At 67.3% G+C, this 21,968-nt stretch carries 15 protein-coding genes and 1 tRNA gene; 11 read left to right on the top strand and 5 right to left on the bottom strand.

The window, feature by feature from the left end:
- Nucleotides 1–7 precede the first annotated feature (7 nt).
- Complete coding sequence (gene argA / locus ACFIMZ_RS13365; RefSeq protein WP_431819931.1) at nt 8–1,387, bottom strand: amino-acid N-acetyltransferase; 1,380 nt, start codon at nt 1,385–1,387, stop codon at nt 8–10.
- Between the two features lie 23 nt (nt 1,388–1,410).
- Here argA and hrpA point away from each other — a divergent pair, with 23 nt between their 5' ends.
- The 5 genes from hrpA (at nt 1,411) to ACFIMZ_RS13340 (ending at nt 9,565) form a co-directional block, all read left to right on the top strand.
- Nucleotides 1,411–5,637, top strand: coding sequence for an ATP-dependent RNA helicase HrpA (gene hrpA / locus ACFIMZ_RS13360; RefSeq protein WP_431819930.1), 4,227 nt, complete (start codon nt 1,411–1,413; stop codon nt 5,635–5,637).
- A gap of 165 nt (nt 5,638–5,802) precedes the next feature.
- Nucleotides 5,803–6,792: a beta-propeller fold lactonase family protein gene (locus tag ACFIMZ_RS13355; RefSeq protein ID WP_431819929.1), complete on the top strand. Its 990-nt coding sequence runs from the start codon at nt 5,803–5,805 to the stop codon at nt 6,790–6,792.
- Nucleotides 6,793–6,808: 16 nt separating this feature from the next.
- Nucleotides 6,809–7,783, top strand: coding sequence for a sterol desaturase family protein (locus ACFIMZ_RS13350; RefSeq protein ID WP_431819928.1), 975 nt, complete (start codon nt 6,809–6,811; stop codon nt 7,781–7,783).
- 142 nt (nt 7,784–7,925) lie between these two features.
- Nucleotides 7,926–8,753, top strand: a complete 828-nt coding sequence (locus ACFIMZ_RS13345; protein ID WP_431819927.1) for an EI24 domain-containing protein — start codon at nt 7,926–7,928, stop codon at nt 8,751–8,753.
- A complete protein-coding gene (locus ACFIMZ_RS13340) occupies nt 8,750–9,565 on the top strand; it encodes a competence/damage-inducible protein A (RefSeq protein ID WP_431819926.1) in 816 nt (271 codons plus the stop codon). The genes ACFIMZ_RS13345 and ACFIMZ_RS13340 overlap by 4 nt, the downstream gene beginning before the upstream one ends.
- A gap of 105 nt (nt 9,566–9,670) precedes the next feature.
- Here ACFIMZ_RS13340 and ACFIMZ_RS13335 read toward each other — a convergent pair whose 3' ends face one another.
- Nucleotides 9,671–10,135 (bottom strand): rhodanese-like domain-containing protein, encoded by a 465-nt coding sequence (locus ACFIMZ_RS13335; RefSeq protein WP_010091916.1) that lies wholly within the window; start codon nt 10,133–10,135, stop codon nt 9,671–9,673.
- A gap of 395 nt (nt 10,136–10,530) precedes the next feature.
- Here ACFIMZ_RS13335 and glnA point away from each other — a divergent pair, with 395 nt between their 5' ends.
- From glnA to ACFIMZ_RS13315, 4 genes are all read left to right on the top strand, one after another.
- A complete protein-coding gene (gene glnA / locus ACFIMZ_RS13330) occupies nt 10,531–11,946 on the top strand; it encodes a type I glutamate--ammonia ligase (RefSeq protein ID WP_431819925.1) in 1,416 nt (471 codons plus the stop codon).
- Nucleotides 11,947–12,122: 176 nt separating this feature from the next.
- Nucleotides 12,123–13,265 carry a nitrogen regulation protein NR(II) gene (gene glnL / locus ACFIMZ_RS13325; RefSeq protein WP_431819924.1) on the top strand — a complete coding sequence of 381 codons (1,143 nt, stop codon included), beginning with the start codon at nt 12,123–12,125 and terminating at the stop codon, nt 13,263–13,265.
- 39 nt (nt 13,266–13,304) lie between these two features.
- On the top strand, nt 13,305–14,810 hold the full coding sequence (gene ntrC, locus ACFIMZ_RS13320; protein WP_431819923.1) for a nitrogen regulation protein NR(I): 1,506 nt from the start codon (nt 13,305–13,307) through the stop codon (nt 14,808–14,810).
- Nucleotides 14,811–14,888: 78 nt separating this feature from the next.
- Nucleotides 14,889–16,997, top strand: coding sequence for a prolyl oligopeptidase family serine peptidase (locus ACFIMZ_RS13315; protein WP_431819922.1), 2,109 nt, complete (start codon nt 14,889–14,891; stop codon nt 16,995–16,997).
- 19 nt (nt 16,998–17,016) lie between these two features.
- Here ACFIMZ_RS13315 and xth read toward each other — a convergent pair whose 3' ends face one another.
- Nucleotides 17,017–17,793 (bottom strand): exodeoxyribonuclease III, encoded by a 777-nt coding sequence (gene xth / locus ACFIMZ_RS13310; protein WP_431819921.1) that lies wholly within the window; start codon nt 17,791–17,793, stop codon nt 17,017–17,019.
- A 181-nt stretch (nt 17,794–17,974) separates the two neighbouring features.
- Here xth and ACFIMZ_RS13305 point away from each other — a divergent pair.
- Nucleotides 17,975–18,051, top strand: a tRNA-Met gene (locus tag ACFIMZ_RS13305).
- 223 nt (nt 18,052–18,274) lie between these two features.
- Here ACFIMZ_RS13305 and ACFIMZ_RS13300 read toward each other — a convergent pair.
- Both ACFIMZ_RS13300 and ACFIMZ_RS13295 read right to left on the bottom strand, forming a co-directional pair.
- Nucleotides 18,275–19,741, bottom strand: a complete 1,467-nt coding sequence (locus tag ACFIMZ_RS13300; protein WP_431819920.1) for a PoNe immunity protein domain-containing protein — start codon at nt 19,739–19,741, stop codon at nt 18,275–18,277.
- Between the two features lie 207 nt (nt 19,742–19,948).
- On the bottom strand, nt 19,949–20,641 hold the full coding sequence (locus ACFIMZ_RS13295) for an aspartate/glutamate racemase family protein (protein WP_431819919.1): 693 nt from the start codon (nt 20,639–20,641) through the stop codon (nt 19,949–19,951).
- 149 nt (nt 20,642–20,790) lie between these two features.
- Here ACFIMZ_RS13295 and dinB point away from each other — a divergent pair, with 149 nt between their 5' ends.
- Nucleotides 20,791–21,960, top strand: coding sequence for a DNA polymerase IV (gene dinB, locus ACFIMZ_RS13290; RefSeq protein WP_431819918.1), 1,170 nt, complete (start codon nt 20,791–20,793; stop codon nt 21,958–21,960).
- Nucleotides 21,961–21,968 lie beyond the last annotated feature (8 nt).

Below are 21,968 nucleotides of genomic sequence, written 5' to 3'. Positions count from 1 at the left end.
CCTGCGCTCAGAGCTGTTTCATCAGCACGAGCGACTTGCGCTGCCAGTTATAGAGTTTGCGGCGGTCTTCCGGCAGGTCGTCGACGCTCACCTTCACGAAGCCGCGCTTGAGGAACCAGTGCTCGGTGCGCGTCGTGAGCACGAAGATGTGCGTGAGGCCGCGTGCCCGCGCGCGCTGCTCGATGCGCTTGAGCAGCCGCTCGCCGTCGCCGGAGCCTTGCGCCTCGGGCGCGACGGTCAGGCATGCCATCTCGCCGATCTTCTCCTGCTGGTACGGGTATAGCGCCGCGCAGCCGAACAGCACGCCGTCGTGCTCGATCACCGAGAAGTGGTCGATGTCGCGCTCGATCTGGTGGCGGCCGCGGCGCACCAGCGTGCCGTCCGACTCGAGCGGCTCGATCAGCGACAGGATGCCGCCGACGTCGTCCGGCGTCGCCTCGCGCAGGCTCTCGAGGTTCTCGTACGAGATCATCGTGCCGACGCCGTCGTGCAGGAACAGCTCGAGCAGCATGCTGCCGTCGAGCGACTGCGGGATCAGGTGCGCACGGGTCACGCCGCCGCGGCACGCGCGGATCGAGTGCTTCAGGAAGAACGCGTCGTCGCCCTGGATGTTGCCCGAGTCGAGCAGATCGGCGGCCGCGTCGAGCGACATTTCGCGGACCAGCTCGCCTTCATCGTCGACGATGCCGGGGCCTTCGGTCAGGAAGATGATCTTGTCGGCGCGCAGCGCGATCGCCGCCGCGGACGCGACGTCCTCCATCGACAGGTTGAACGCCTCGCCGGTCGGCGAGAAGCCGAGCGGCGACAGCAGCACGAGCTTGCGGCTCGCGAGCGAATGGCGGATCGATTCGGCGTCGATCTTGCGCACGACGCCCGTATGCGCGAAATCGACCCCGTCGAGAATCCCGACCGGCCGCGCCGTCACGAAGTTGCCCGACACGACGCTGATGTGTGCGTGCGCCATCGGCGAGTTCGGCAGACCCTGGCTGATCGCGGCCTCGATATCCAGACGCACTTCGCCCGCCGCTTCCTTCGCGGATTCGAGCGCGCGCGCATCGGTGATGCGCAGCCCGTGCGAAAACTCGGATTCGACACCGTGCAGGTTCAGCTGCTCCTCGACCTGCGGCCGCGAGCCGTGCACGAGCACGATCTGGATGCCCATCGCCTGCAACAGCGCGATGTCGGACACGAGCGCGTTCAGGAGCCCCTGTTGCACGACCTCGCCACCGAATCCCACGACGAATGTGTTGTTGCGGAATTTGTGGATATAGGGCGCGACGGAGCGCATCCAGTCGACGAACTGCGCATGGCTGGCGGCCGAATCGTCGGCGGCCGGCGGGTTCGCCGTGCCGGACTGGGCGGGGGGGAGGTCGGTTTGGGAATTCATGGGCGGGATTATAATGCGCCCCCATGTCGAATGTACCTAAAAGTCCCGCGCCGACGCGGGCCAACGCGCCGTCGGGCCGGCACCCGGATGATGCGGCCGACGCGCGCCAGCCTGAGGGCCAGACGCCACGCGCGCCGCAGGGCGAACCGCAACGCGAGCGACGCGGCGAGTCGCAGGGCCGGCCGCAGCGCAAGCCACAACGCGAGCCGCAACGAGAACGGCGCGACGCGCCGCGCGAGTCCGCCGCGCAGGACGCGCGCGCACCGCGCCGCGAACGTTCGCCGCGCGTCGCCGTCGCGCCTAATCCGGTCCCGCCGATCACGTTCCCCGAAAGCCTGCCCGTGTCGGGCAAGCGCGACGAGATCGCGCGCGCGATCGCCGGCCACCAGGTCGTCATCGTCTGCGGCGAGACGGGCTCGGGCAAGACCACGCAGCTGCCGAAGATCTGCCTCGAACTCGGCCGCGGCCTCGGCGCGGGCGGCACGGGCCTGATCGGCCATACGCAGCCGCGCCGGCTCGCCGCGTCGTCGACCGGCCGCCGCATTGCCGAGGAGCTCGGCACGCCGTTCGGCGAAGTGGTCGGCTACAAGGTGCGCTTCACCGACAACCTCGCGCCCGGCGCGTCTGTCAAGCTGATGACGGACGGCATCCTGCTCGCCGAGACGCAGACCGATCCGCTGCTGAAGGCGTACGACACGCTGATCATCGACGAGGCGCACGAGCGCAGCCTGAACATCGACTTCCTGCTCGGCTACCTGAAGCAGATCCTGCCGAAGCGCCCGGACCTGAAGCTGATCGTCACGTCGGCGACGATCGACGCGGACCGCTTCGCGCGCCATTTCGGCAGCGAGGAACGGCCGGCGCCGGTGATCGAGGTGAGCGGTCGCCTGTATCCGGTCGAAGTGCGCTATCGGCCGGTGGCCGAGGACCGCCCGGCCGTGAAGAACGCCGAAGGCACGGCAAGCCGTGACCGCGTGAAGACCGCGCGCGAGGCCGAGCGCGACCTGATGGACGCGATCGTCGACGCGGTCGACGAGCTGTGCCGCGAAGGCTCGGGCGACGTGCTGGTGTTCCTGCCCGGCGAGCGCGAGATTCGCGAGGCCGCCGAGGCGCTGCGCAAGCATCACCCGCCGCACACCGAGATCCTGCCGTTGTTCGCGCGCCTGTCCGCGGCCGAGCAGGACAAGGTGTTCAAGCCGTCGAACGCGCGCCGCATCGTGCTCGCGACGAACGTCGCCGAGACCTCGCTGACCGTGCCGGGCATCCGCTACGTCGTCGACACGGGCCTCGCGCGCGTGAAGCGCTATTCGTACCGGAACAAGGTCGAGCAGCTGCAGGTCGAGTCGATCTCGCAGGCCGCCGCGAACCAGCGCGCGGGCCGCTGCGGCCGGGTCGCGGACGGCATCTGCATCCGCCTGTATGAAGAAACGGATTACCAGGCGCGCGCGCGCTTCACCGATCCGGAAATCCTGCGCTCGTCGCTCGCGTCGGTGATCCTGCGGATGAAGTCGCTGCACCTGACGGCGATCGAAATGTTCCCGTTCCTCGAGCCGCCGCCGGGCCGCGCGATCGCGGACGGCTACCAGTTGCTCAACGAGCTCGGCGCGGTCGACGACGACAACGCGCTGACGCCGCTCGGCCGCGAGCTCGCGCGGCTGCCGCTCGATCCGCGGGTCGGCCGGATGATCCTCGGCGCGCGCGACCAGCAGTCGCTGCGCGAAGTGCTGATCATCGCGAGCGCGCTGTCGGTGCAGGACCCGCGCGACCGGCCGATCGACGCGCAGGAGCAGGCCGACCAGGCGCACCGCCGGTTCGCCGACGAGCGCTCGGAGTTCCTGCAGTGGCTGAAGATCTGGGCGTGGTTCGAGGAGGCGGTCGCACACAAGAAGTCGAACCGCCAGCTGATCGACGCGTGCCGACAGAACTTCCTGTCGCACCTGCGCCTGCGCGAATGGCGCGACGTGCATACGCAACTGCTGACCGTCGTGCGCGAGCACGGCTGGCGGCTGAACGAGGTCGAAGCGACCTATGAGCAGGTGCATCTGGCCCTGATGACTGGCCTGCTCGGCAACCTCGGGCTGAAGGCCGACGACGAGCCGCACTATCTCGGCGCGCGCGGGATCAAGTTCTTCCTGTGGCCGGGCTCGGCGCTCGCGAAGAAGGCGGGGCGCTGGGTGATGGCGGCCGAGCTGGTCGAGACGAGCCGGCTGTACGCGCGCTGCCTCGCGAAGATCGAGCCGGAATGGATCGAGAAGGTCGGCGCGCATCTGCTGAAGAAAGCGCTGTCGGAGCCGCACTGGGAAAAACGCCCGGCGCAGGTGAGCGCATTCGAGCGCGCGACGCTGTACGGCCTGCCGGTCTACCACCGGCGGCGCGTCGCGTTCGGCGCGCAGGACCCGGCGCGGGCACGCGAGCTGTTCATCCGAGGCGCGCTCGTCGAAGGCGAGTTCGATACGAAGCTGGCGTTCTTCGCGCACAACCGCAAGCTGCTCGCCGACATCGAGCAGCTCGAGCACAAGTCGCGCCGGCAGGACGTGCTGGTCGACGACGAGCTGATCTACGCGTTCTACGACCAGGCGCTTCCGGAAGGCATCCACACGGGCGCCGCGTTCGAGCGCTGGTATCGCGACGAGGTGAGGAAGGGCGGCCAGCCGGAAGACAAGCTGCGCCTCCTGTACCTGTCGCGCGACGACCTGATGCGCCACGAGGCGGCGGGCGTGACGACCGAGCTGTTCCCGAAGCGCGCGACGATGGCGGGCGTCGAGATGGCGCTCACGTACCACTTCGAGCCGGGCGCGCCGCGCGACGGCGTGACCCTCGCGGTGCCGCTCTATGCGCTGAACCAGGTCGATGCGCGCCGCTGCGAGTGGCTCGTGCCGGGGATGCTGAAGGAGAAGGTGCAGCTGCTGCTGAAGTCGCTGCCGCAGAAGCTGCGCCGGCACTGCGTGCCGCTGCCCGAGTATGCGGCCGGCTTCGTCGAGCGGATGGGGCGCGAACGTTTTGGTGCGACCGGCGTAGGTGCGGGCGGGCTGGTCGAGGCGCTGATCGCCGACGTGCGCGCGCAGACGCAGGTCATGATGAAGACGGGCGACTTCAAGCTCGAGACGCTGCCCGCGCACCTGTTCATGAACTTCAAGGTGATCGACGAGCACGGCCGCCAGCTCGCGATGGGGCGCAATCTCGCGCAACTGCGCAGCGAGCTCGGCGCGCAGGCCCAGCAGCAGTTCCAGAAGATCGCCGCGGCGGCGACGATCACCGTCGGCGGCGACGCCGATGCGGCCCCGTCTGCGGCGCCGTCCGCCGGCGTGGGCGCCGCGCAGGGCGGCAAGAGCGGCGGCAAGAACGGGAAGGGTGCATCGCCGCAGACCGCGGCCCCGGCGGAAGCCGGCGCGACGGCGCTGTACGAGAACCTGACGACCTGGAATTTCGGCAAGCTGCCCGAGCTGCTGGAAATCCGCCGGCGCGGGCAGACGCTGTTCGGCTATCCGGCGCTCGTCGACCGCGGCGCGCATTGCGACGTCGAGGTGTTCGATTCGCCGGAGGAGGCCGCGCGCATCCACCGCGCGGGGCTGCGTCGGCTGTTCGCGCTGCAGCTGAAGGAGCCGATCAAGTATCTGGAGAAGAACCTGCCGGGCCTGCGCGAGATGGCGATGCAGTACATGTCGCTCGGCACGCAGGACGAGCTGCGCGACCAGCTGATCGACACCGCGCTCGATCGTGCATGCCTGCAGGACCCGCTGCCCGTCGACGATGCGAGCTTCCACGCGCGCCGCGACGAGGGCAGGAGCCGGCTGAACCTGCTCGCGCAGGAGATCGCGCGGCTCGTCGGGCAGATCCTCGCCGAATACGCGGGCCTCGCGAAGAAGCTCGCGCAGGCGAAGCCGTTCGCGCAGGCGCACGCGGACCTGCAGCAGCAGCTGTCGGCGCTGGTCGGCAAGCGCTTCGTGATCGACACGCCTTACGTTCAGCTTGCGCACTTCCCGCGCTACCTGAAGGGGATCGCGCTGCGGATCGACAAGCTGAAGGCCGATCCGGCCCGCGACGCGAAGCAGTTCGGCGACCTGCAGCCGCTCGTCCAGCAATACCAGCGCGCGGTGTCGCAGCGCGGCGGCGTCGCCGATGCGCGCCTCGCGGAGTTCCGCTGGCTGCTCGAGGAGCTGCGGATCTCGCTGTTCGCGCAGGAGCTGCGCACGCCGATGCCGGTGTCGGTCAAGCGGCTGCACAAGGTCTGGGAGTCGATGCAGCGCTAGGGCCGGCCCGGCCCCGGCCGGCGGCGCACCCCGCGCAGGAATCTTTTGCGCGAGCGGGAACGCCGCCGCCGGCCGTGCGTCGAAGTGGCGCAACGTCCGTTTCCGTCAACCGGCGGGGGTGGTCGTCCGTTTTACAATGACGGTTGTTCTTCGACGTGAGTCTTCATGCGCACTTTTCTTTCCCTCGGCCGCACGCTTGCGCTGGCCGCTGCCGTGCTGGCGCCCGCCGCACACGCGAATAACGTCATCGTCCTCAATTCGGCCGAAGCGACACTTTCCCTGATCGACCAGCAGAGCCGCCAGGTCGTCGGCACGATGCCGACCGGCAAGGAACCGCACCACCTGATGGCGACGCCCGACAATGCGTCGCTGATCGTCGCGAATTCGGTCTCGAACAGCCTGATGTTCGTCGATCCCAAGACGGGCAAGCTGCAACGCACGGTCGAAGGCATCGAGGATCCGTACCAGCTCGGCTTCTCGCCCGATCACAAGTGGTTCGTGTCGACCGGGCTGCGCCTCGATCGCCTCGACATCTACAGCTACGACGGCCGTGACGTGAAGATCGCGAAGCGCCTGCCGCTCGCGGTGATGCCGAGCCACCTCGCGTTCACGAAGGACAGCAAGACCGTGCTCGTGTCGCTGCAGGTGTCCGGCGAGATCGCGGCGGTCGACCTCGCTACCCAGACGGTCAAGTGGAAGATGCCGGTCGGCAAGGTGCCGGCGGGCCTGTGGCTGACGCCGGACGACAAGTACCTGCTCGTCGGGATGACAGGCGCCGATTACGTCGCGGTCGTCGACTGGCGCAACCAGAAGGTCGTGAAGACGATCCAGACCGGCAAGGGTGCGCACAACTTCCGCTCGCTCGCCGACGGCACGCACGTCGCGATCACGAATCGGGTCGCGAACACGATCAGCATCATCGACGAGAACACGCTCACCAACGTCGGCGACATCACGGGCCTGTTGCCCGGCCCCGACGACATGGAGCTGTCCGCCGACAAGAAGACGCTGTGGGTGACGTTCCGCTTCGCGAAGAAGGTCGGCATCATCGACCTGGCGTCGCGCAAGCTGGTGCAGACGATCGCCGTCGGCCGCTCGCCGCACGGGATCTACTTCTACGACCGCGCGCCGTGGAAGGCGGCGAACGGCGCGTGACGCTCGGGAGCAAACGATGCTGCACCTGATCGACGCGTTCGTGTCGGACATCCAGACCTGGCTGTACGTCGACATCGTGCAGCCGCTCCTCTTCAAGTTCAACCTGATGGACTATGACGAGGATACTTATGACGCGCTCTACTGGGTGATCGTCGGCGCGCTGCAGATCGTCGCGATGTTCGTGCTGCTGCGCCCGCTCGAGGCGCTGCGGCCGGTCGAGAAATGGACGAACCGCAAGGCGGTGCGGGTCGACGTGATCTATACGGTGATCGCGAAGCTCGGCATCTACTCGCTGTTCTTCTTCTTCGCGCTGCAGCCGCTGTTCGACAACTTCCAGGCATGGCTGCGCCTGCACGGCATCGCGAACTTCAACCTCGACTATCTGTGGCCGGGCGTCACGTCGCAGCCGATCGTCACGTTCGCGATCTATGTCGTCGTGCTCGACTTCGCCGGCTACTGGTATCACCGCTGGCAGCACAAGATCGGCATCTGGTGGGAGCTGCACGCGGTGCATCACAGCCAGCGGCAGATGTCGCTGTGGTGCGACGACCGCAACCACCTGCTCGACGACGTGATCCAGTCGTGCTTCTTCGCGGCGATCGCGCTCGTGATCGGCGTGTCGCCGTCGCAGTTCGTCGTGCTGACCGCGCTCACCAACTTCGCGCAGAGCATTCAGCACACCAATGCGCGGCTGTCGTTCGGCCGGCTCGGCGAGCGCCTGCTCGTCAGCCCGACGTTCCACCGGCGCCATCACGCGGTCGGCTACGGGCACGAAGGCACCAAGTACGGCTGCAACTTCGGCGTGCTGTTCCCGTGGTGGGACATGATGTTCGGCACCGCGTCGTGGAACCGCACGGTCGAGCCGACCGGCATCCGCGAGCAGATCGAGGGCGTGTCGTACGGCGAAGGCTTCTGGGCGCAGCACGGGCTCGCGTTCGTGCGGATCTTCCGGCGCATCTTCCCCGCGAAGCGCGGCGCGGCATCGGCCTGAGCGCGGCGCCCGTCGTTTCTTCCCGCCCGGCGATGCCCGTTCCTGCACCGGGCGTTCCTTTCCCGCGGCCCGTCTGCGTTTTGGCGCAGACGGGCCGCGTGGTTTATCCTTTCCCCGTTTTTCTTCGTCGACCCAGGCTCGCATGAACGACTTGCTGCGTTCCTTCGTCCGGGCACTCGCGAGCGCGCTGCACCCGCGGATGCTCTGGCTCACCCTGATGCCGTTCGTCGTCTCCGCGTTGTTCTGGGGCGTCCTGCTGTGGTTTGCGTGGCAGACGCTCGTCGACGCCGCGCGCGGCGCGCTCGACGGCTTCGCGCTGACGACGGCGCTCTACCGTGTGTTCGACGTGATCGGCCTGTCGCAATTGCATGCGGTCGTCGCGCCGTTCGTCGTCGTGACGCTCGCGGTTCCGCTGATCGTGCTGACGGTGCTGCTGCTGATCGCGTCGATTTCGATGCCGGTCGTGGTCAAGTACCTGTCGAGCCGCCAGTTCGCCGCGCTCGAGATGAAGCGGGGCGGCACCTTCGTCGGCAGCGTGTTCAACGCGCTGTGGACGGCGTTCGCCGGCATCGCGGCGCTCGTCGTCACGCTGCCGCTGTGGCTGATCCCGCCGTTCTTCGCGCTGCTGCCGCCGGTGATCGGAGGCTGGATCACGTATCGGGTGATGACCTACGACGCGCTCGCGGAGCACGCGAGCCGCGACGAGCGCCGCGCGCTCGTGCAGCGGCACCGCTGGCCGCTGATCGGCATCGGCGTCGCGACCGGGTTTCTCGGCACGCTGCCGACCTTCATCTGGGTGTCGTCGGTCTGGATGATGGTGCTGTTTCCGTTCATCGCGGCGGCGATGATCTGGGTTTACGCGTTCATTCTGGTTTTCTCGGCGCTGTGGTTCGGCCATTACTGCCTGCGCGCGCTGGAGGACCTGCGCGCGACGCCGCGCGCCACCACCATCGACATGGGGCAGGCATGAGTATCGGCATCATCATCATCGGCGACGAAATCCTTTCCGGTCGCCGGCAGGACAAGCATCTCGCGAAGCTCATCGAGCTGCTCGGCGCGCGCGGCCTCGCGCTCGACTGGGCCGAGTACGTCGGCGACGATCCGGCGCGGATCACCGCGACGCTCGCCCGCGCGTTCGCGGCGGGCGACATCGTGTTCTCGACGGGCGGCATCGGCGCGACGCCGGACGACCACACGCGCCAGTGCGCGGCCGCGGCGCTTGGCGTGCCGCTCGAGCTGCATCCGGATGCGAAGCTGCTGATTCAGGAGCGCATCCGCGAGATGCACACCGACCCGGACCAGCCGATCGATTTCGACTCGCCGGAAAACCGGCACCGGCTCAACATGGGCGTGTTTCCGCGCGGCGCGGCGATCATCCCGAACGGCTACAACCGGATTCCGGGCTTCTCGGTCGGCGACGTCCACTTCGTGCCGGGCTTCCCGGTGATGGCGTGGCCGATGATCGAATGGGTGCTCGACACGCGCTATGCGCACCTGCATCACGCGACGCCGCACGCGGAGCGCTCGCTGTACGTGTTCGAGCTGCCGGAATCGACGCTCACGCCGCTGATGGAGAAGATCGAGCGCGATTTTCCGGGCGTGCGGGTGTTCAGCCTGCCGAGCGTCGGCGACGCGGAGCGGGGCGGGATCTACGCGCGCCGCCATATCGACCTCGGCGTGAAGGGCGAGCCGGAAGCGGTCGCGGCCGCGTACGTGAAGCTGCGCGAAGGCGTGCACCTGCTCGGCGGCGATATCGTCGAGCCTGACGCGACGCGCACGTAAGCGCCGGCCGCGCCAACGCAACGGGCCGCAGTCGTTCACAAGGCGGCCCGTCATCGGGATGTCATCGCCCGGCTCGACGATGACGCAGGCGGTGCGCGTGCGCCGTCAGGCGCCGATCCACGGCAGTTTCCGGAAGCACCAGCCTTCGACCGTCTTGCGGTGGCCTTCGGCGTCCTTCGCGCCCTCGAAGCCTTCGAGCAGGTCGAACGCCTTCGTGTAGCCGGCCTGCGTGGCGGCGAGCGCGGCGAGTTTCGAGCGCGCGGCGCTGCGGCACAGGAACAGCACCGGTGCGCCGGGTTCGACAGCCGCCTTCAGCTGGTCGACGAATTCGGCATTCGGCACGCCGCCCGGGTAGCGGGTCCATTCGAGATGCAGGTACTGGCCGTCGCCGACGAGCGGGCGGCCGACCCAGTCCAGCTCGGCGCGGGTGCGCACGTCCACGAGGCGTGCCGACGGGTCGAGCTGCAGCAGTTCGAATGCCTCGGCCGGCAGCAGCGCGCCGGCATAGTTCAGCGCGCCTTGGGCGCGGCGTTCGTCGGCCTTCGCGTAAAGCTGTTCGAGCGTACTCATGGCAGGAGGTCTCCCTATCGGTCAAACAAATATTCTAGCGCGCTGCCTGCCGCGCGATGTGCGTGCGCCACGCGGCCCGCGCACGGCGCGCGTGCTCACCAAAATGGTGCAAAATGCGTGAAATGCACCATAATGGTCCATTCGAGGTGCCGGGTACGGTGAAGCGCACCATCGAGGTGCCTGCGATGAACCGGCAAGGCCCTGAAATTGCGCGGCGAAGCCTCGTCGCGGCGCGCCACGGCGCGCTTCGCGACCATCCCGCGCATGCATGGCACGGAAGCTGCTTTATTGAATTCGGTCGAATCGGGGCACGCTGCGCCAAAGCCAAGCTCCGAGCAGCTCGATAAACGAGGCGGTCCCAGTCCGCCGGTATTGTTCAATCAGGAGAAGAGGTTATGAGTAAAACCGTCGCCGACGTCATGCAGCTCGTGAAGGACGAGGACGTCAAGTTTGTCGATTTCCGCTTCACCGATACGCGCGGCAAGGAGCAGCACGTGTCGGTGCCGGTGTCGGCGTTTGACGAAGACAAGTTCGAGAGCGGTCACGCGTTCGACGGCTCGTCGATCGCTGGCTGGAAGGGCATCGAGGCGTCGGACATGCTGCTCATGCCGGATCCGACCGCCGCGTTCGTCGACCCGTTCTATGAAGAGTCGACGCTGGTGCTGACCTGCGACGTGGTCGAGCCGGCCGACGGCAAGGGCTACGAGCGCGACCCGCGTTCGCTCGCGAAGCGCGGCGAAGCGTACCTGAAGAGCACGGGTATCGGCGACACGGCCTTCTTCGGTCCGGAGCCGGAATTCTTCATTTTCGACTCGGTCCAGTGGAACACGGACATGTCGGGCTGCTTCGTGAAGATCAACTCGGAAGAAGCGCCGTGGTCGTCGGCCAAGGAATTCGAAGGCGGCAACACGGGCCACCGTCCGGGCACGAAGGGCGGCTACTTCCCGGTCGCGCCGGTCGACACGTTCCAGGACATGCGTTCGGAAATGTGCCTGCTGCTCGAACAGCTCGGCATCCCGGTCGAAGTGCACCACCACGAAGTGGCGGGCCAGGGCCAGAACGAAATCGGCACGAAGTTCTCGACGCTCGTGCAGCGCGCCGACTGGACGCAGTGGTCGAAGTACATCATCCACAACGTCGCGCACTCGTACGGCAAGACGGCGACGTTCATGCCGAAGCCGGTCGTCGGCGACAACGGTTCGGGCATGCACGTTCACCAGTCGATCTGGAAGGACGGCCAGAACCTGTTCGCGGGCAACGGCTACGCCGGCCTGTCGGAACTGGCGCTGTTCTACATCGGCGGCATCATCAAGCACGCCCGCGCGCTGAACGCGATCACGAACCCGACGACGAACTCGTACAAGCGTCTGGTTCCGCACTTCGAGGCACCGGTCAAGCTGGCCTATTCGGCACGCAACCGTTCGGCGTCGATCCGCATTCCGCACGTGTCGAACCCGAAGGGCCGCCGCATCGAAACGCGCTTCCCGGACCCGATGGCGAACCCGTACCTGTGCTTCACGGCGCTGATGATGGCCGGTCTCGACGGCATCCAGAACAAGATCCATCCGGGCGAAGCCGCCGACAAGAACCTGTACGACCTGCCGCCGGAAGAGGATGCAAAGATCCCGACCGTCTGCGCGGGCCTCGACCAGGCGCTCGAAGCGCTCGACCAGGATCGCGAGTTCCTGACGCGCGGCGGCGTGTTCACGGACGGCATGATCGATGCGTACCTCGCTCTGAAGGAGCAGGAGCTCGCGAAGTTCCGCATGACGACGCATCCGATCGAGTTCGAGATGTACTACTCGCTGTAAGCGGCGATGGCGCTTCGACGCTTCAGCGGGCGAAGCGCCGCCGCGCCGGTTCGCTTGCGCCGCGCAACTCCCGGCGCGAGCAGCGGAATCTGAAAAGGGGACGGCGCCCAGCCGTCCCTTTTTTGTTCCGCGGCATTCACAATTTTTGCGCATCCTGGGCTCGATAAGCACGCAAGATGGTTCTGAAGAATCTGATCAAGGCGAAGACGGGGCAGCCTGAGCGTCTGTCGGATGACGAGCGGCTCGCGCGTTCGGGGCTGCTCGCCGGGCTGGAGGCGCTGCCGACGGTCGTGCTGGTGCTCGACCGCAAGACGTTGAAGATCGCGTTCGCGAATCCGTCCGCGGAGGCGATGCTCGACATCTCGCGCCGCCAGCTCGCGCAGCGGCCGTGGGGCGAGATCTTCCCGAACGCGAACGAGCTCGCGTCGACGATCACCGCGATCGGCGAGGAACGCTTTCACGCGACGCACCTCGACACCGTGCTCGACCGGCCCGGCCGCGAGCCGCTGCATGTGCATGCGATCGTTGGCTTTCTCGAGAGCGCGCCGGATTTCGTGCTCGTCGAGCTGTTCGAGAACGAGCGCCAGTCGCGCACCGACCGCGAGGAGCGCATCCACGACCTGACCGCGGTCAACAAGCAGCTGATCCGCAACCTCGCGCACGAGATCAAGAACCCGCTCGGCGGGATTCGCGGCGCCGCGCAGCTGCTCGAATTCGAGCTTGGCGAGCGCGAGCGCGGCGAGCTGCGCGAATACACGCAGGTCATCATCAAGGAGTCCGATCGCCTGCAGACGCTCGTCGACCGGCTGCTCGAGCCGCACCGGCATCCGCACATCGTCGGCGACGTGAACATCCACGAAGTGTGCGAGCGCGTGCGCGCGGTGATGCTCGCCGAGTTCCCGCGCGGGTTGTCGATCGAGCGCGACTACGACGTCAGCGTGCCGGACCTGCGCGGCGACAAGGAGCAGCTGATCCAGGCGCTGCTGAACATCGTGCGCAACGCGGCGCAGGCGCTGCGCGAGCGGATCGCGCAGGGCGATGCGAGGATCGAGCTGCGCACGCGGGTCGCGCGCAAGATCACGATCGCGAAGCGCCTGTACAAGCTGGCACTGGACTTGCACGTGATCGACAACGGACCGGGCATTCCGGACGAGATCCGCGACCGGATCTTCTACCCGCTCGTGTCCGGGCGCGAGGACGGCAGCGGCCTCGGGCTCACGCTCGCGCAGACGTTCGTGCAGCAGCACGAAGGGATGATCGAGGTCGAGAGCCGGCCCGGGCGCACCGAATTTCAGATTTTGCTGCCGCTCGATCACTGAGCGGCGACTCCGCGATTCACCGAGATATCTGACCGACCTATGAAGCCGATCTGGATAGTAGACGACGACCAATCGATCCGCTGGGTGCTCGAAAAGGCACTGGCGCGCGACAGCTTCGCGACGAAGAGCTTCTCGAACGTGCGCGACGCGCTCAGCGCGCTCGACCACGAGACGCCGCAGGTGCTGGTGTCCGACATCCGGATGCCGGGCGGCTCGGGCCTCGAGCTGCTGCAGGCGATGCACGAGCGGATGCCGGGCCTGCCGGTGATCATCATGACCGCGTTCTCCGATCTCGACAGCGCCGTCGCGGCGTTCCAGGGCGGCGCGTTCGAATACCTCGCGAAGCCGTTCGACGTCGACAAGGCCGTCGAGCTGATCCGCCGCGCGGTCGAGGAGAGCCTGCGCGGCGGCGCGCCGCAGGACGACCGCGTCGCCGAGGCGCCCGAGATGCTCGGGCAGGCCCCCGCGATGCAGGACATGTTCCGCGCGATCGGCCGCCTGTCGCATTCGGCCGCGACCGTGCTGATCACCGGCGAGTCGGGCACCGGCAAGGAGCTCGTCGCGCGTGCGCTGCACCGTCACAGTCCGCGTGCGAACGGGCCGTTCATCGCGCTCAACACCGCGGCGATTCCGAAGGACCTGCTCGAATCGGAGCTGTTCGGTCACGAGCGCGGCGCGTTCACCGGCGCGCAGACCACGCGCCAGGGCCGCTTCGAGCAGGCCGAGAACGGCACGCTGTTCCTCGACGAAATCGGCGACATGCCATTCGATCTGCAGACGCGCCTGCTGCGCGTGCTGTCGGACGGCCAGTTCTATCGCGTCGGCGGCCACAGCCCGCTGCGCGCGAACGTGCGCGTGATCGCCGCGACGCACCAGAACCTCGAGTCGCGCGTGCGGCAGGGGCTGTTCCGCGAGGATCTGTATCACCGGCTCAACGTGATCCGGCTGCGTCTGCCGCCGCTGCGCGAACGCAGCGAGGACATTGCGCTGCTCACGCGTCACTTCCTGCAGAAGAGCGCGCGCGATCTCGGCGTCGAGCCGAAACGCGTGTCGGACGAGGCGCTCGCGTACCTGACGTCGCTGCCGTTCCCCGGCAACGTGCGGCAGCTCGAGAACCTCGCGAACTGGCTCACCGTGATGGCGCCCGCGCAGACGGTCGAGATCAAGGACCTGCCGCCCGATCTCGTGCCGACAGGCGCGGCCGTCGTCGCGATGGGCGACGCGGCCGACGCGCACGCGGCAGGCAGCGACGCGCCCGCGTTGTCGCCGGCCGCCGGCGTGATGGGCGCGCCTGTCGCCGCTGCGCCGAACAGCGCCCCGGCCGGCTATCCGATGTGGGAACACGGGCTGCGCACCGAGGTCGCGCGCCTGCTGCGCGAGAACTCGGCCGACGTGATGGACGAACTCGCGCGTCGCTTCGAGGCCGCGGTGATCCGTGAGGCGCTCGACTTTACGCGCGGCCGCAAGGTCGAGGCGGCGGAGCGGCTCGGCATCGGCCGCAACACGATCACGCGCAAGATCCAGGAACTGCATCTGGAGCCGTGAGCGCGCAGTGCGGCATGCGCGGGCGCCGCGCATGCCGCGATCGGACATAATCGGGGTTTGACGTTACGCCGATTCGCCATGTCCGATTCCTTCCGCTGGCCCGCCGGGGCCGACCCTTTCCGCTTTCTCGAAGCGCTCGACAGCGCGCGTGCCCGCGCGTGGGTCGACGAGCAGAATGCGCGCACGCGCGTCGCGCTGCGCGACGACGACGCGTATCGCGCGCTCGTGGCGCGCCTGGCGCAAGCCTACCTGCCGCGCGAGCGTCCGGTGATTCCGACCCGCTGGCGCGACTGGGCGTACGACCTGTGGCAGGACGACCTTCATCCGAAGGGATTGTGGCGCCGCGCGCGCTGGGACGACTGGCGCGCGGGCCGGCCGGCGTGGGAAACGCTGCTCGACGTCGACGCGCTCGGCGCGCAAGAGGGTGAGTCGTGGGTGTTCGAGCAGGAGGCGATCCTGCATCCGGACGGCGATCGCGCGCTGCTGTCGCTGTCGCCGGGCGGCGCCGACGCGGTCGTCGTGCGCGAGTTCGATCTCGTAGAGCGCCGCTTCGTCGATGGGGGTTTCACGATCGACGAGCCGGGCCATCACACGATCGGCTGGATCGATCGCGACACCGTCTACGTGAGCTGGGATCGCGGCGAAGCGCATTCGACCGCGGCAGGCTATCCGTACGAAGCGCGGCGCTGGGTGCGCGGCACGCCGCTCGCCGACGCGCCCGTCGTGTTTCGCGGCGAGCCCGACGACATCAGCGTAGGCGCGTGGTTCGATGCCGTCGACGGCCGCCACGGCGCATGGCGCAGCGTCGATTTCTTCGATCTGCATTCGTACCGGCTGACAGCCGAAGGCGAGTGGGCGCGCTACGACGTGCCGACGCACGTCGAAGTCGGATTCTGGCAGGGCTGGCTCGTGATGGAGCCGCGGCTCGACTGGGAATGCGGCGGCGTGCGCCACGCGGGCGGCTCGCTGCTCGCGATTCGCGAGGAAGCGTTTCTTGCCGGTTCGCGCGCGTTCGATACGCTGTTCGAGCCGGGGCCGACGACGTCCGCGTGCACGTGGTCGCACACGCGCAACACGCTGATCGCGAGCTGGCTCGACGACGTGAACAACCGGACGCTGCTGTGGCAGCCTCGGCAGGCGGACGACGGCGCGTGGACGTGGGACGCGCGGCCGTTCGACTGGCCGGGCGACGCGCAGATCGACGTCGAGCCCGTCGAGTTGACGCTGAACGACGACGTGTACGTGGACGTCGACACCTATCTCGATCCGCCCGAGTGCTGGCTGGCCGATCTTGCCGATCGTGCGGCCGATGCGCCGTCGCGCCGCGTGCTGCTCGATCGGCCGCCGGTGCAGTTCGAAGCGGCCGGGCTCGTCGTGCGCCGCGCGAGCGCGCGCTCGCGCGACGGCACCGTGGTGCCGTACACGCTGATCGGGCCGCGCGATGCGCTGGATGCGCCCGACGACGATGCGCGTGTCGCGCGGCCGTGCCTGCTGTCCGGTTACGGCGGCTTCGCGTTGCCGAACCTGCCGGGCTACAGCGATGCGCTCGGCATCGCGTGGCTCGAGGGCGGCGGCGTCGCGGCGTTCGCGCACATCCGCGGCGGCGGCGAGTTCGGGCCGCGCTGGCACGTCGACGCGCAGCGCGAACACCGGCAGCGTTCGTTCGACGACTTCATCGCGGTGGCCGAGGATCTGATCGGGACGGGCGTGACGACGGCCGCGCAACTCGGCATCGAGGGCGGCAGCAACGGCGGGCTGCTGGTCGCCGCGTGCATGGTGCAGCGGCCGGAGCTGTTTGGTGCGGTGCTCTGCCGGGTGCCGCTGCTCGACATGCGACGCTATCCGAAGCTGCACGCGGGCGCGGCATGGCTGGACGAGTACGGCGACCCGGACGACCCGCGAGAGGGCGCGGCGCTGGCCGCATACTCGCCGTATCACCGCGTGCGCGAGGGCGTCGCGTATCCGCCGCTGCTGCTGACGACGTCGACGCGCGACGATCGCGTGCATCCCGCGCATGCGCGCAAGATGGCCGCGCGCATGCACGCGCTCGGCCATGAAAGCGTGTGGTACTGGGAGAACACCGACGGCGGCCACGGCAGCGCCGACGATCTGGAGCGCGCCGAATCCGATGCGGCCGAATTCGGCTTCCTGTGGGCCCATCTCGGGCCCGCACCCGCGCGTCGCTGACCGCGCGCGGGCAGCGTGCTCAGCCGACGACCGCGACGACGGGCGTATGGTCGGACGGTTGCTCCCACGTGCGCGGCGTGCGATCGACTTCGCACGACGTGCAGGTTTCGGCGAGCGGCGCCGACAGCAGGATGTGGTCGATGCGCAGCCCCGCGTTGCGGCGGAACGCCATCATCCGGTAGTCCCACCACGTGAAGGTCTTCTCGGGCTGCTCGAAGCGGCGGAACGCGTCGACGAGCCCGAGTTCGACGAGCCCCGTGAAGTGCGCGCGCTCCTGCGGCGACACGAGGTTCTGGCCTTCCCATTTCGCGGGATCGTGCACGTCGCGGTCTTCCGGCGCGATGTTGTAGTCGCCGAGCAGCGCGAGCTTCGGGTAGCGCTGCAGTTCGCTGCGCAGCCACGCGTTCAGCGCGTCGAGCCACTGCATCTTGTAGACGAACTTGTCGGAGTCGGGCGCCTGGCCGTTCGGGAAATACGCGGAGATGATGCGCGCGCCGCCGATCGTCGCCGCGATCACGCGCTGTTGCGGATCGTCGAAGCCGGGGATGTTGCGGGTGACGTCCGATTCGTCGAAGGGCAGGGTGTCGCGCGCGAGGATCGCGACGCCGTTGTAGGTCTTCTGGCCGGTGAACCAGCAGCGATAGCCGGCGGCCTCGAGATCGGCGCGCGGGAATTTGTCGTCCGGCAGCTTCAGCTCCTGCAGGCACAGCACGTCGGTGCCGCTTTGCGCGAGCCAGTCGAGCACGTGCTGCTTGCGGACGTTGAGCGAGTTGACGTTCCAGGTGGCAATCTTCATGGACGGGTGCGGTTGCGGCGTTGATTCGAAGGCCGCCATCTTACCGCGAGCGCGATGTGCCAACGCGCGTGATGCGTCGCATCGCCGATGTCGCCGTGATGCGGCCGGCGACCGATCGAGAAACAAAAATGACAAAAGTGTTGACGTAGGTAATCAATGACCCTATAATTTATTTCTCTGACGCGGGGTGGAGCAGTCTGGCAGCTCGTCGGGCTCATAACCCGAAGGTCGTAGGTTCAAATCCTACCCCCGCAACCAAGCACATCTGGCGATGTGCAGCGCAAGTGACCGATGCGCACCTCGCCAACAAGAACCCGGCTCAATGCCGGGTTTTTTGTTTGTCATTCCAGATCAAGCCGGACCAGCATGACGCCAGTCCGGTAATGAAACGACGTTCCGAGCGTTCGACGGGCAGGCGGTGCGCAACGCACCGCGGCGGTGTAGCCAAGCACTCGCCAGAATGACGACCCGGTCGCAGCGATCAATGCGAATCAGCGGGTGCAGCAGCCGATGAATCGTACCTGCGCGCGAAGTCGGCGAGGTGCTTCGGGTACAACACGTGGTCGCGGAACGCGCTGTCGTCCAGTTCCAGCAGATAGGCAACGGCGGCAGCTTCGATGGCCCAGTAGCCGAAATAGCGCTTCTTCCCGTTTCCCTTGGCGCCCACTTCGAGGTGTCCGTCGTGCCACGCTGCTGCGCCCATCCCCGGATACCATGCGTCGAGGTATTCCCGGATGTCGCTGACCGATTCCGCTTTCGTATCCCGGTAAAGGCTGAAAACGAGCGGACGATACGGAACGTCGTGATGCCAGTGGTCTACGTCGAATCGACCTTCGAACTCGTACGCCAGCAGGTCTTCGTACAGCGTATCTTGGGCGCGATAGGCGGGATCGAACATCCCGGTGATGCGCGGGAGCAGATCGCGACGATGCAGCAGGTAGCAAAAGCCGATCAGCTGCATCACGATTTCATAATCCTCGACGTCGCCGAATCGGAGCGGAGGTTGACGGTCGTCTTCTTCATGCAACCTGCGGGCGTGGGTGTAGTCCTCGTACGCTGCGATGATCGATTCGAGTGCGTCGCGCAACAGCTCGATGTCGGCACCTCCCGTGTACATGAGCAGAAAGCGCGGGTAGCAATAGGAAACGAGATAGCGTCCCGCCAGAGCCTTCCTTTCGCTCTCGGTGCTGCCGACGGGAGCGACATTTTCGGACCAGTGCCGAGTCGCGTCAGTCAGGAGCGGAAATAGCCAATCAAAGTAGTCTTCACTCAGGAATCTCTGCCGCCGTCTCGAATGAAAGTCGCCCGTTTCAGCGGTTTCGCAACAAGGGTCGCTGGCCGGGAGTCCGCCCGACGCCATGAAATCCGCGTAGGTCATCTCGCGAGGCGGCTGTTGTCGTGAGAAATAGGCGTGGGAAAGCCCGCCAAAGCCGAATCCCCAGACCCAGTCGGCAGGCCGGTCTATGTGCAGCGCTTTCCGTACGCCGTGCGCGCTGCCCTGCGCCATGTATTCCTGCACCTGCCGCCATGTGGTATTGCAGGCATCGCGCGAGGTTGCAATAAAGTCGTCGGCGTCGGATAGCCACGACAACTCGTCGAGGTTCGCCGAAAAGCGTGGGCACGCATCGGCTCCAGTCAGCCGAGCGACCTGCTCGCCAAGGTACTGAACCGCGCCATCGAGTTGCCGGGCAAGCCACGGTTCCTCCCCGCGCCGCGAATGCCTGCTCAGAAAGGCAGCGAGCGTGCGCAGTCGCTCCAGCGCAGCACCGGCGTCACTGGTCAGATTGCCGGTGCCGGCATCGCCGAATACGCGCTGATCGGTGATTGCCGTTCCTGACGCGCCCGCGGCCAACAGGATGCGCCACAAGATCGGAAAATGATTGTTCGACTCGGCAACCTGAGCCGAGCGCGCGCCGCCCTGAATGTATAGCCATGCACGATTGCCCATTGAATTGTTCGTCCTGGTCAAGGTGGAGTGCGACCCGCAAACCGATCGCCGATATCCTATCAAGACCCATCAAATACGCAATTTCGCGCACGGCTCGATGTCGGGTTTCTGTTTTCCGCGGGCGTGCGCGATCGATCGGCGGAAAGCGCGCGCGTCCGTGAAGTCGCGATGATTCGTTGCGATGTGCGCATTGCCGCCACGCGTTCGTCAACGCCCCGCCCAATCCACTGCCGCCTTCGCATGCAGCGCAGTCGTATCGAACACCGGCAACGGCGAATCCTCCGTGCCGATCAGCAGCGTGATTTCCGTGCAGCCGAGGATCACGGCCTGCGCGCCACGCTTCGCAAGTCCTTCGATGATCCTCACATACGTCGCGCGCGACCCCGCGTCGACCACACCGTGACACAGCTCGTCGTAGATGATCCGATGCACGTCATCACGCTCGCGTTCATCCGGCACGAGCACGTCGAGCCCGAACTTCTCGCGCAGCCGCTCCGCATAGAACGGCAGTTCCATCGTATAGCGCGTGCCGAGCAGGCCGACGCGCGAGACGCCCGCCGCAAGCAGTGCTTCGCCGGTCGGATCGGCGATGTGCAGGAAGGGGAGCGCGACCGCGTTCTCGATCGCGTCGTGCACGCGATGCATCGTGTTGGTCGTGAGCACGACGAGTTCCGCGCCGGCCGCCTCGAGCTGACGCGCGGCGGCGGCCATGTGCGCGCCGAGCGCGGGCCAGTCGTGCGCGCGCTGCAGCGCTTCGATTTCCGCGAAATCGACCGTCACCATCACGCTCTTCGCGTTGTGATGCCCGCCATGCAGCTGCTTCGAATACCGGTTCAGCATCCGATAGTATTCCGCCGACGATTCCCAGCTCATCCCGCCGATCAGTCCGATCGTCTTCATCCGTCACCTTTGCGTTTCGTGTCTCGCGGGGAACGAGTATAGGGGCCGGTGCGCACGCGCGGCGGTACGGTCCGCGCGAAGCGGGCCAGTACGGCACGGCCGGTCAGGACGGCTTGGCGTGGCAGCACGCGGCAGTTGAAACGGGCACTGTGTTTTTGTACAGTATCGGCACCGTGAGCCCGACCACCATTCCGCCAGCCGAACCGAGCACGCCGCCACCGGGCGACGCGCCGCCGCGCGTGCGCAAGATCATCCACTGCGACTGCGATTGCTTCTATGCGTCGGTGGAAATGCGTGACGACCCGTCGCTGCGCGGGCGTCCGCTCGCGGTCGGCGGTCGCCCGGATCAGCGCGGCGTGATCGCGACCTGCAATTACGAGGCGCGGCGCTATGGCGTGCATTCGGCCATGTCGTCGGCGCTTGCGATGCGCAAGTGTCCGGACCTGCTGATCCTGCCGTCGGCGATGGACAAGTACCGCGCCGCGTCGCGCCAGATCATGGCGATCTATCGCGACTACACGGCCGACGTCGAGCCGCTGTCGCTCGACGAGGCGTATCTCGATGTCAGCGGTTCCGAGCGATGCCAGGGCAGCGCGACGCTGATCGCCCGCGAGATCCGCCAGCGGGTGTTCGATACGGTCGGCGTCACGGTGTCGGCGGGCGTCGCGCCGAACAAGTTCATCGCGAAGATCGCGTCGGACTGGAACAAGCCCGACGGCCTGTTCGTCGTGCGCCCGCACGAAGTCGACGCGTTCGTCGCTGCGCTGCCGGTGCGCAAGCTGCACGGCGTCGGCAAGGTGACGGCCGCGCGCCTCGACCGGCTCGGCATCCAGACCTGCGCGCAGCTGCGCGAATGGTCGCTGATCGATCTGCATCGCGAATTCGGCGCGTTCGGGCGGCGCCTCTACGAGCTGTCGCGCGGCATCGACGAGCGGCCGGTGCAGGCGGACCAGGAGCGCAAGTCGGTCAGCGTCGAGACGACCTACGTGACCGACCTGACGACGCTCGACCAGTGCGCGGCCGAGATTCGCAAGCTGACGGTCCAGCTCGATGCGCGCATCGCGCGCGCGGGCGCCGCGCGGTCGATCCGCAAGCTGTACGTGAAGATCCGCTTCGCCGATTTCCAGCGCACGACGGTCGAATGCGTCGCCGACGCGACGAACGCGGAAACGGCCGTCGCGCTGCTCGCGAAGGGGTTGATGCGGCGCGCGCAGCCGGTGCGGCTGCTTGGCGTCGGCGTGCGCATCGACGAAGACACCGCCGAGCGGCACGGGCAGTTCGCACTGTTCGAGCCGGAACCCGAACTGCCTGCGCGATGAAAAAACGG

Source organism: Burkholderia sp. F1 (genome assembly GCF_050813845.1).
GTDB classification, from domain to species: domain Bacteria; phylum Pseudomonadota; class Gammaproteobacteria; order Burkholderiales; family Burkholderiaceae; genus Burkholderia; species Burkholderia ubonensis.
Note: the sequence above shows the minus strand (reverse complement) of the source record. Positions and strands in the feature narration are given on the sequence as shown.

Excerpts from the sequence above, each read along its gene's own strand:
- ACFIMZ_RS13345 (WP_431819927.1), top strand. The coding sequence starts at position 7,926 with ATGAACGACTTGCTGCGTTCCTTCGTCCGGGCACTCGCGAGCGCGCTG.
- ntrC (WP_431819923.1), top strand. The coding sequence starts at position 13,305 with ATGAAGCCGATCTGGATAGTAGACGACGACCAATCGATCCGCTGGGTG.
- argA (WP_431819931.1), bottom strand. The coding sequence starts at position 1,387 with ATGAATTCCCAAACCGACCTCCCCCCCGCCCAGTCCGGCACGGCGAAC.
- ACFIMZ_RS13340 (WP_431819926.1), top strand. The coding sequence starts at position 8,750 with ATGAGTATCGGCATCATCATCATCGGCGACGAAATCCTTTCCGGTCGC.
- glnA (WP_431819925.1), top strand. The coding sequence starts at position 10,531 with ATGAGTAAAACCGTCGCCGACGTCATGCAGCTCGTGAAGGACGAGGAC.
- ACFIMZ_RS13300 (WP_431819920.1), bottom strand. The coding sequence starts at position 19,741 with ATGGGCAATCGTGCATGGCTATACATTCAGGGCGGCGCGCGCTCGGCT.
- xth (WP_431819921.1), bottom strand. The coding sequence starts at position 17,793 with ATGAAGATTGCCACCTGGAACGTCAACTCGCTCAACGTCCGCAAGCAG.
- hrpA (WP_431819930.1), top strand. The coding sequence starts at position 1,411 with ATGTCGAATGTACCTAAAAGTCCCGCGCCGACGCGGGCCAACGCGCCG.
- ACFIMZ_RS13295 (WP_431819919.1), bottom strand. The coding sequence starts at position 20,641 with ATGAAGACGATCGGACTGATCGGCGGGATGAGCTGGGAATCGTCGGCG.
- ACFIMZ_RS13350 (WP_431819928.1), top strand. The coding sequence starts at position 6,809 with ATGCTGCACCTGATCGACGCGTTCGTGTCGGACATCCAGACCTGGCTG.
- ACFIMZ_RS13315 (WP_431819922.1), top strand. The coding sequence starts at position 14,889 with ATGTCCGATTCCTTCCGCTGGCCCGCCGGGGCCGACCCTTTCCGCTTT.
- glnL (WP_431819924.1), top strand. The coding sequence starts at position 12,123 with ATGGTTCTGAAGAATCTGATCAAGGCGAAGACGGGGCAGCCTGAGCGT.
- ACFIMZ_RS13335 (WP_010091916.1), bottom strand. The coding sequence starts at position 10,135 with ATGAGTACGCTCGAACAGCTTTACGCGAAGGCCGACGAACGCCGCGCC.
- ACFIMZ_RS13355 (WP_431819929.1), top strand. The coding sequence starts at position 5,803 with ATGCGCACTTTTCTTTCCCTCGGCCGCACGCTTGCGCTGGCCGCTGCC.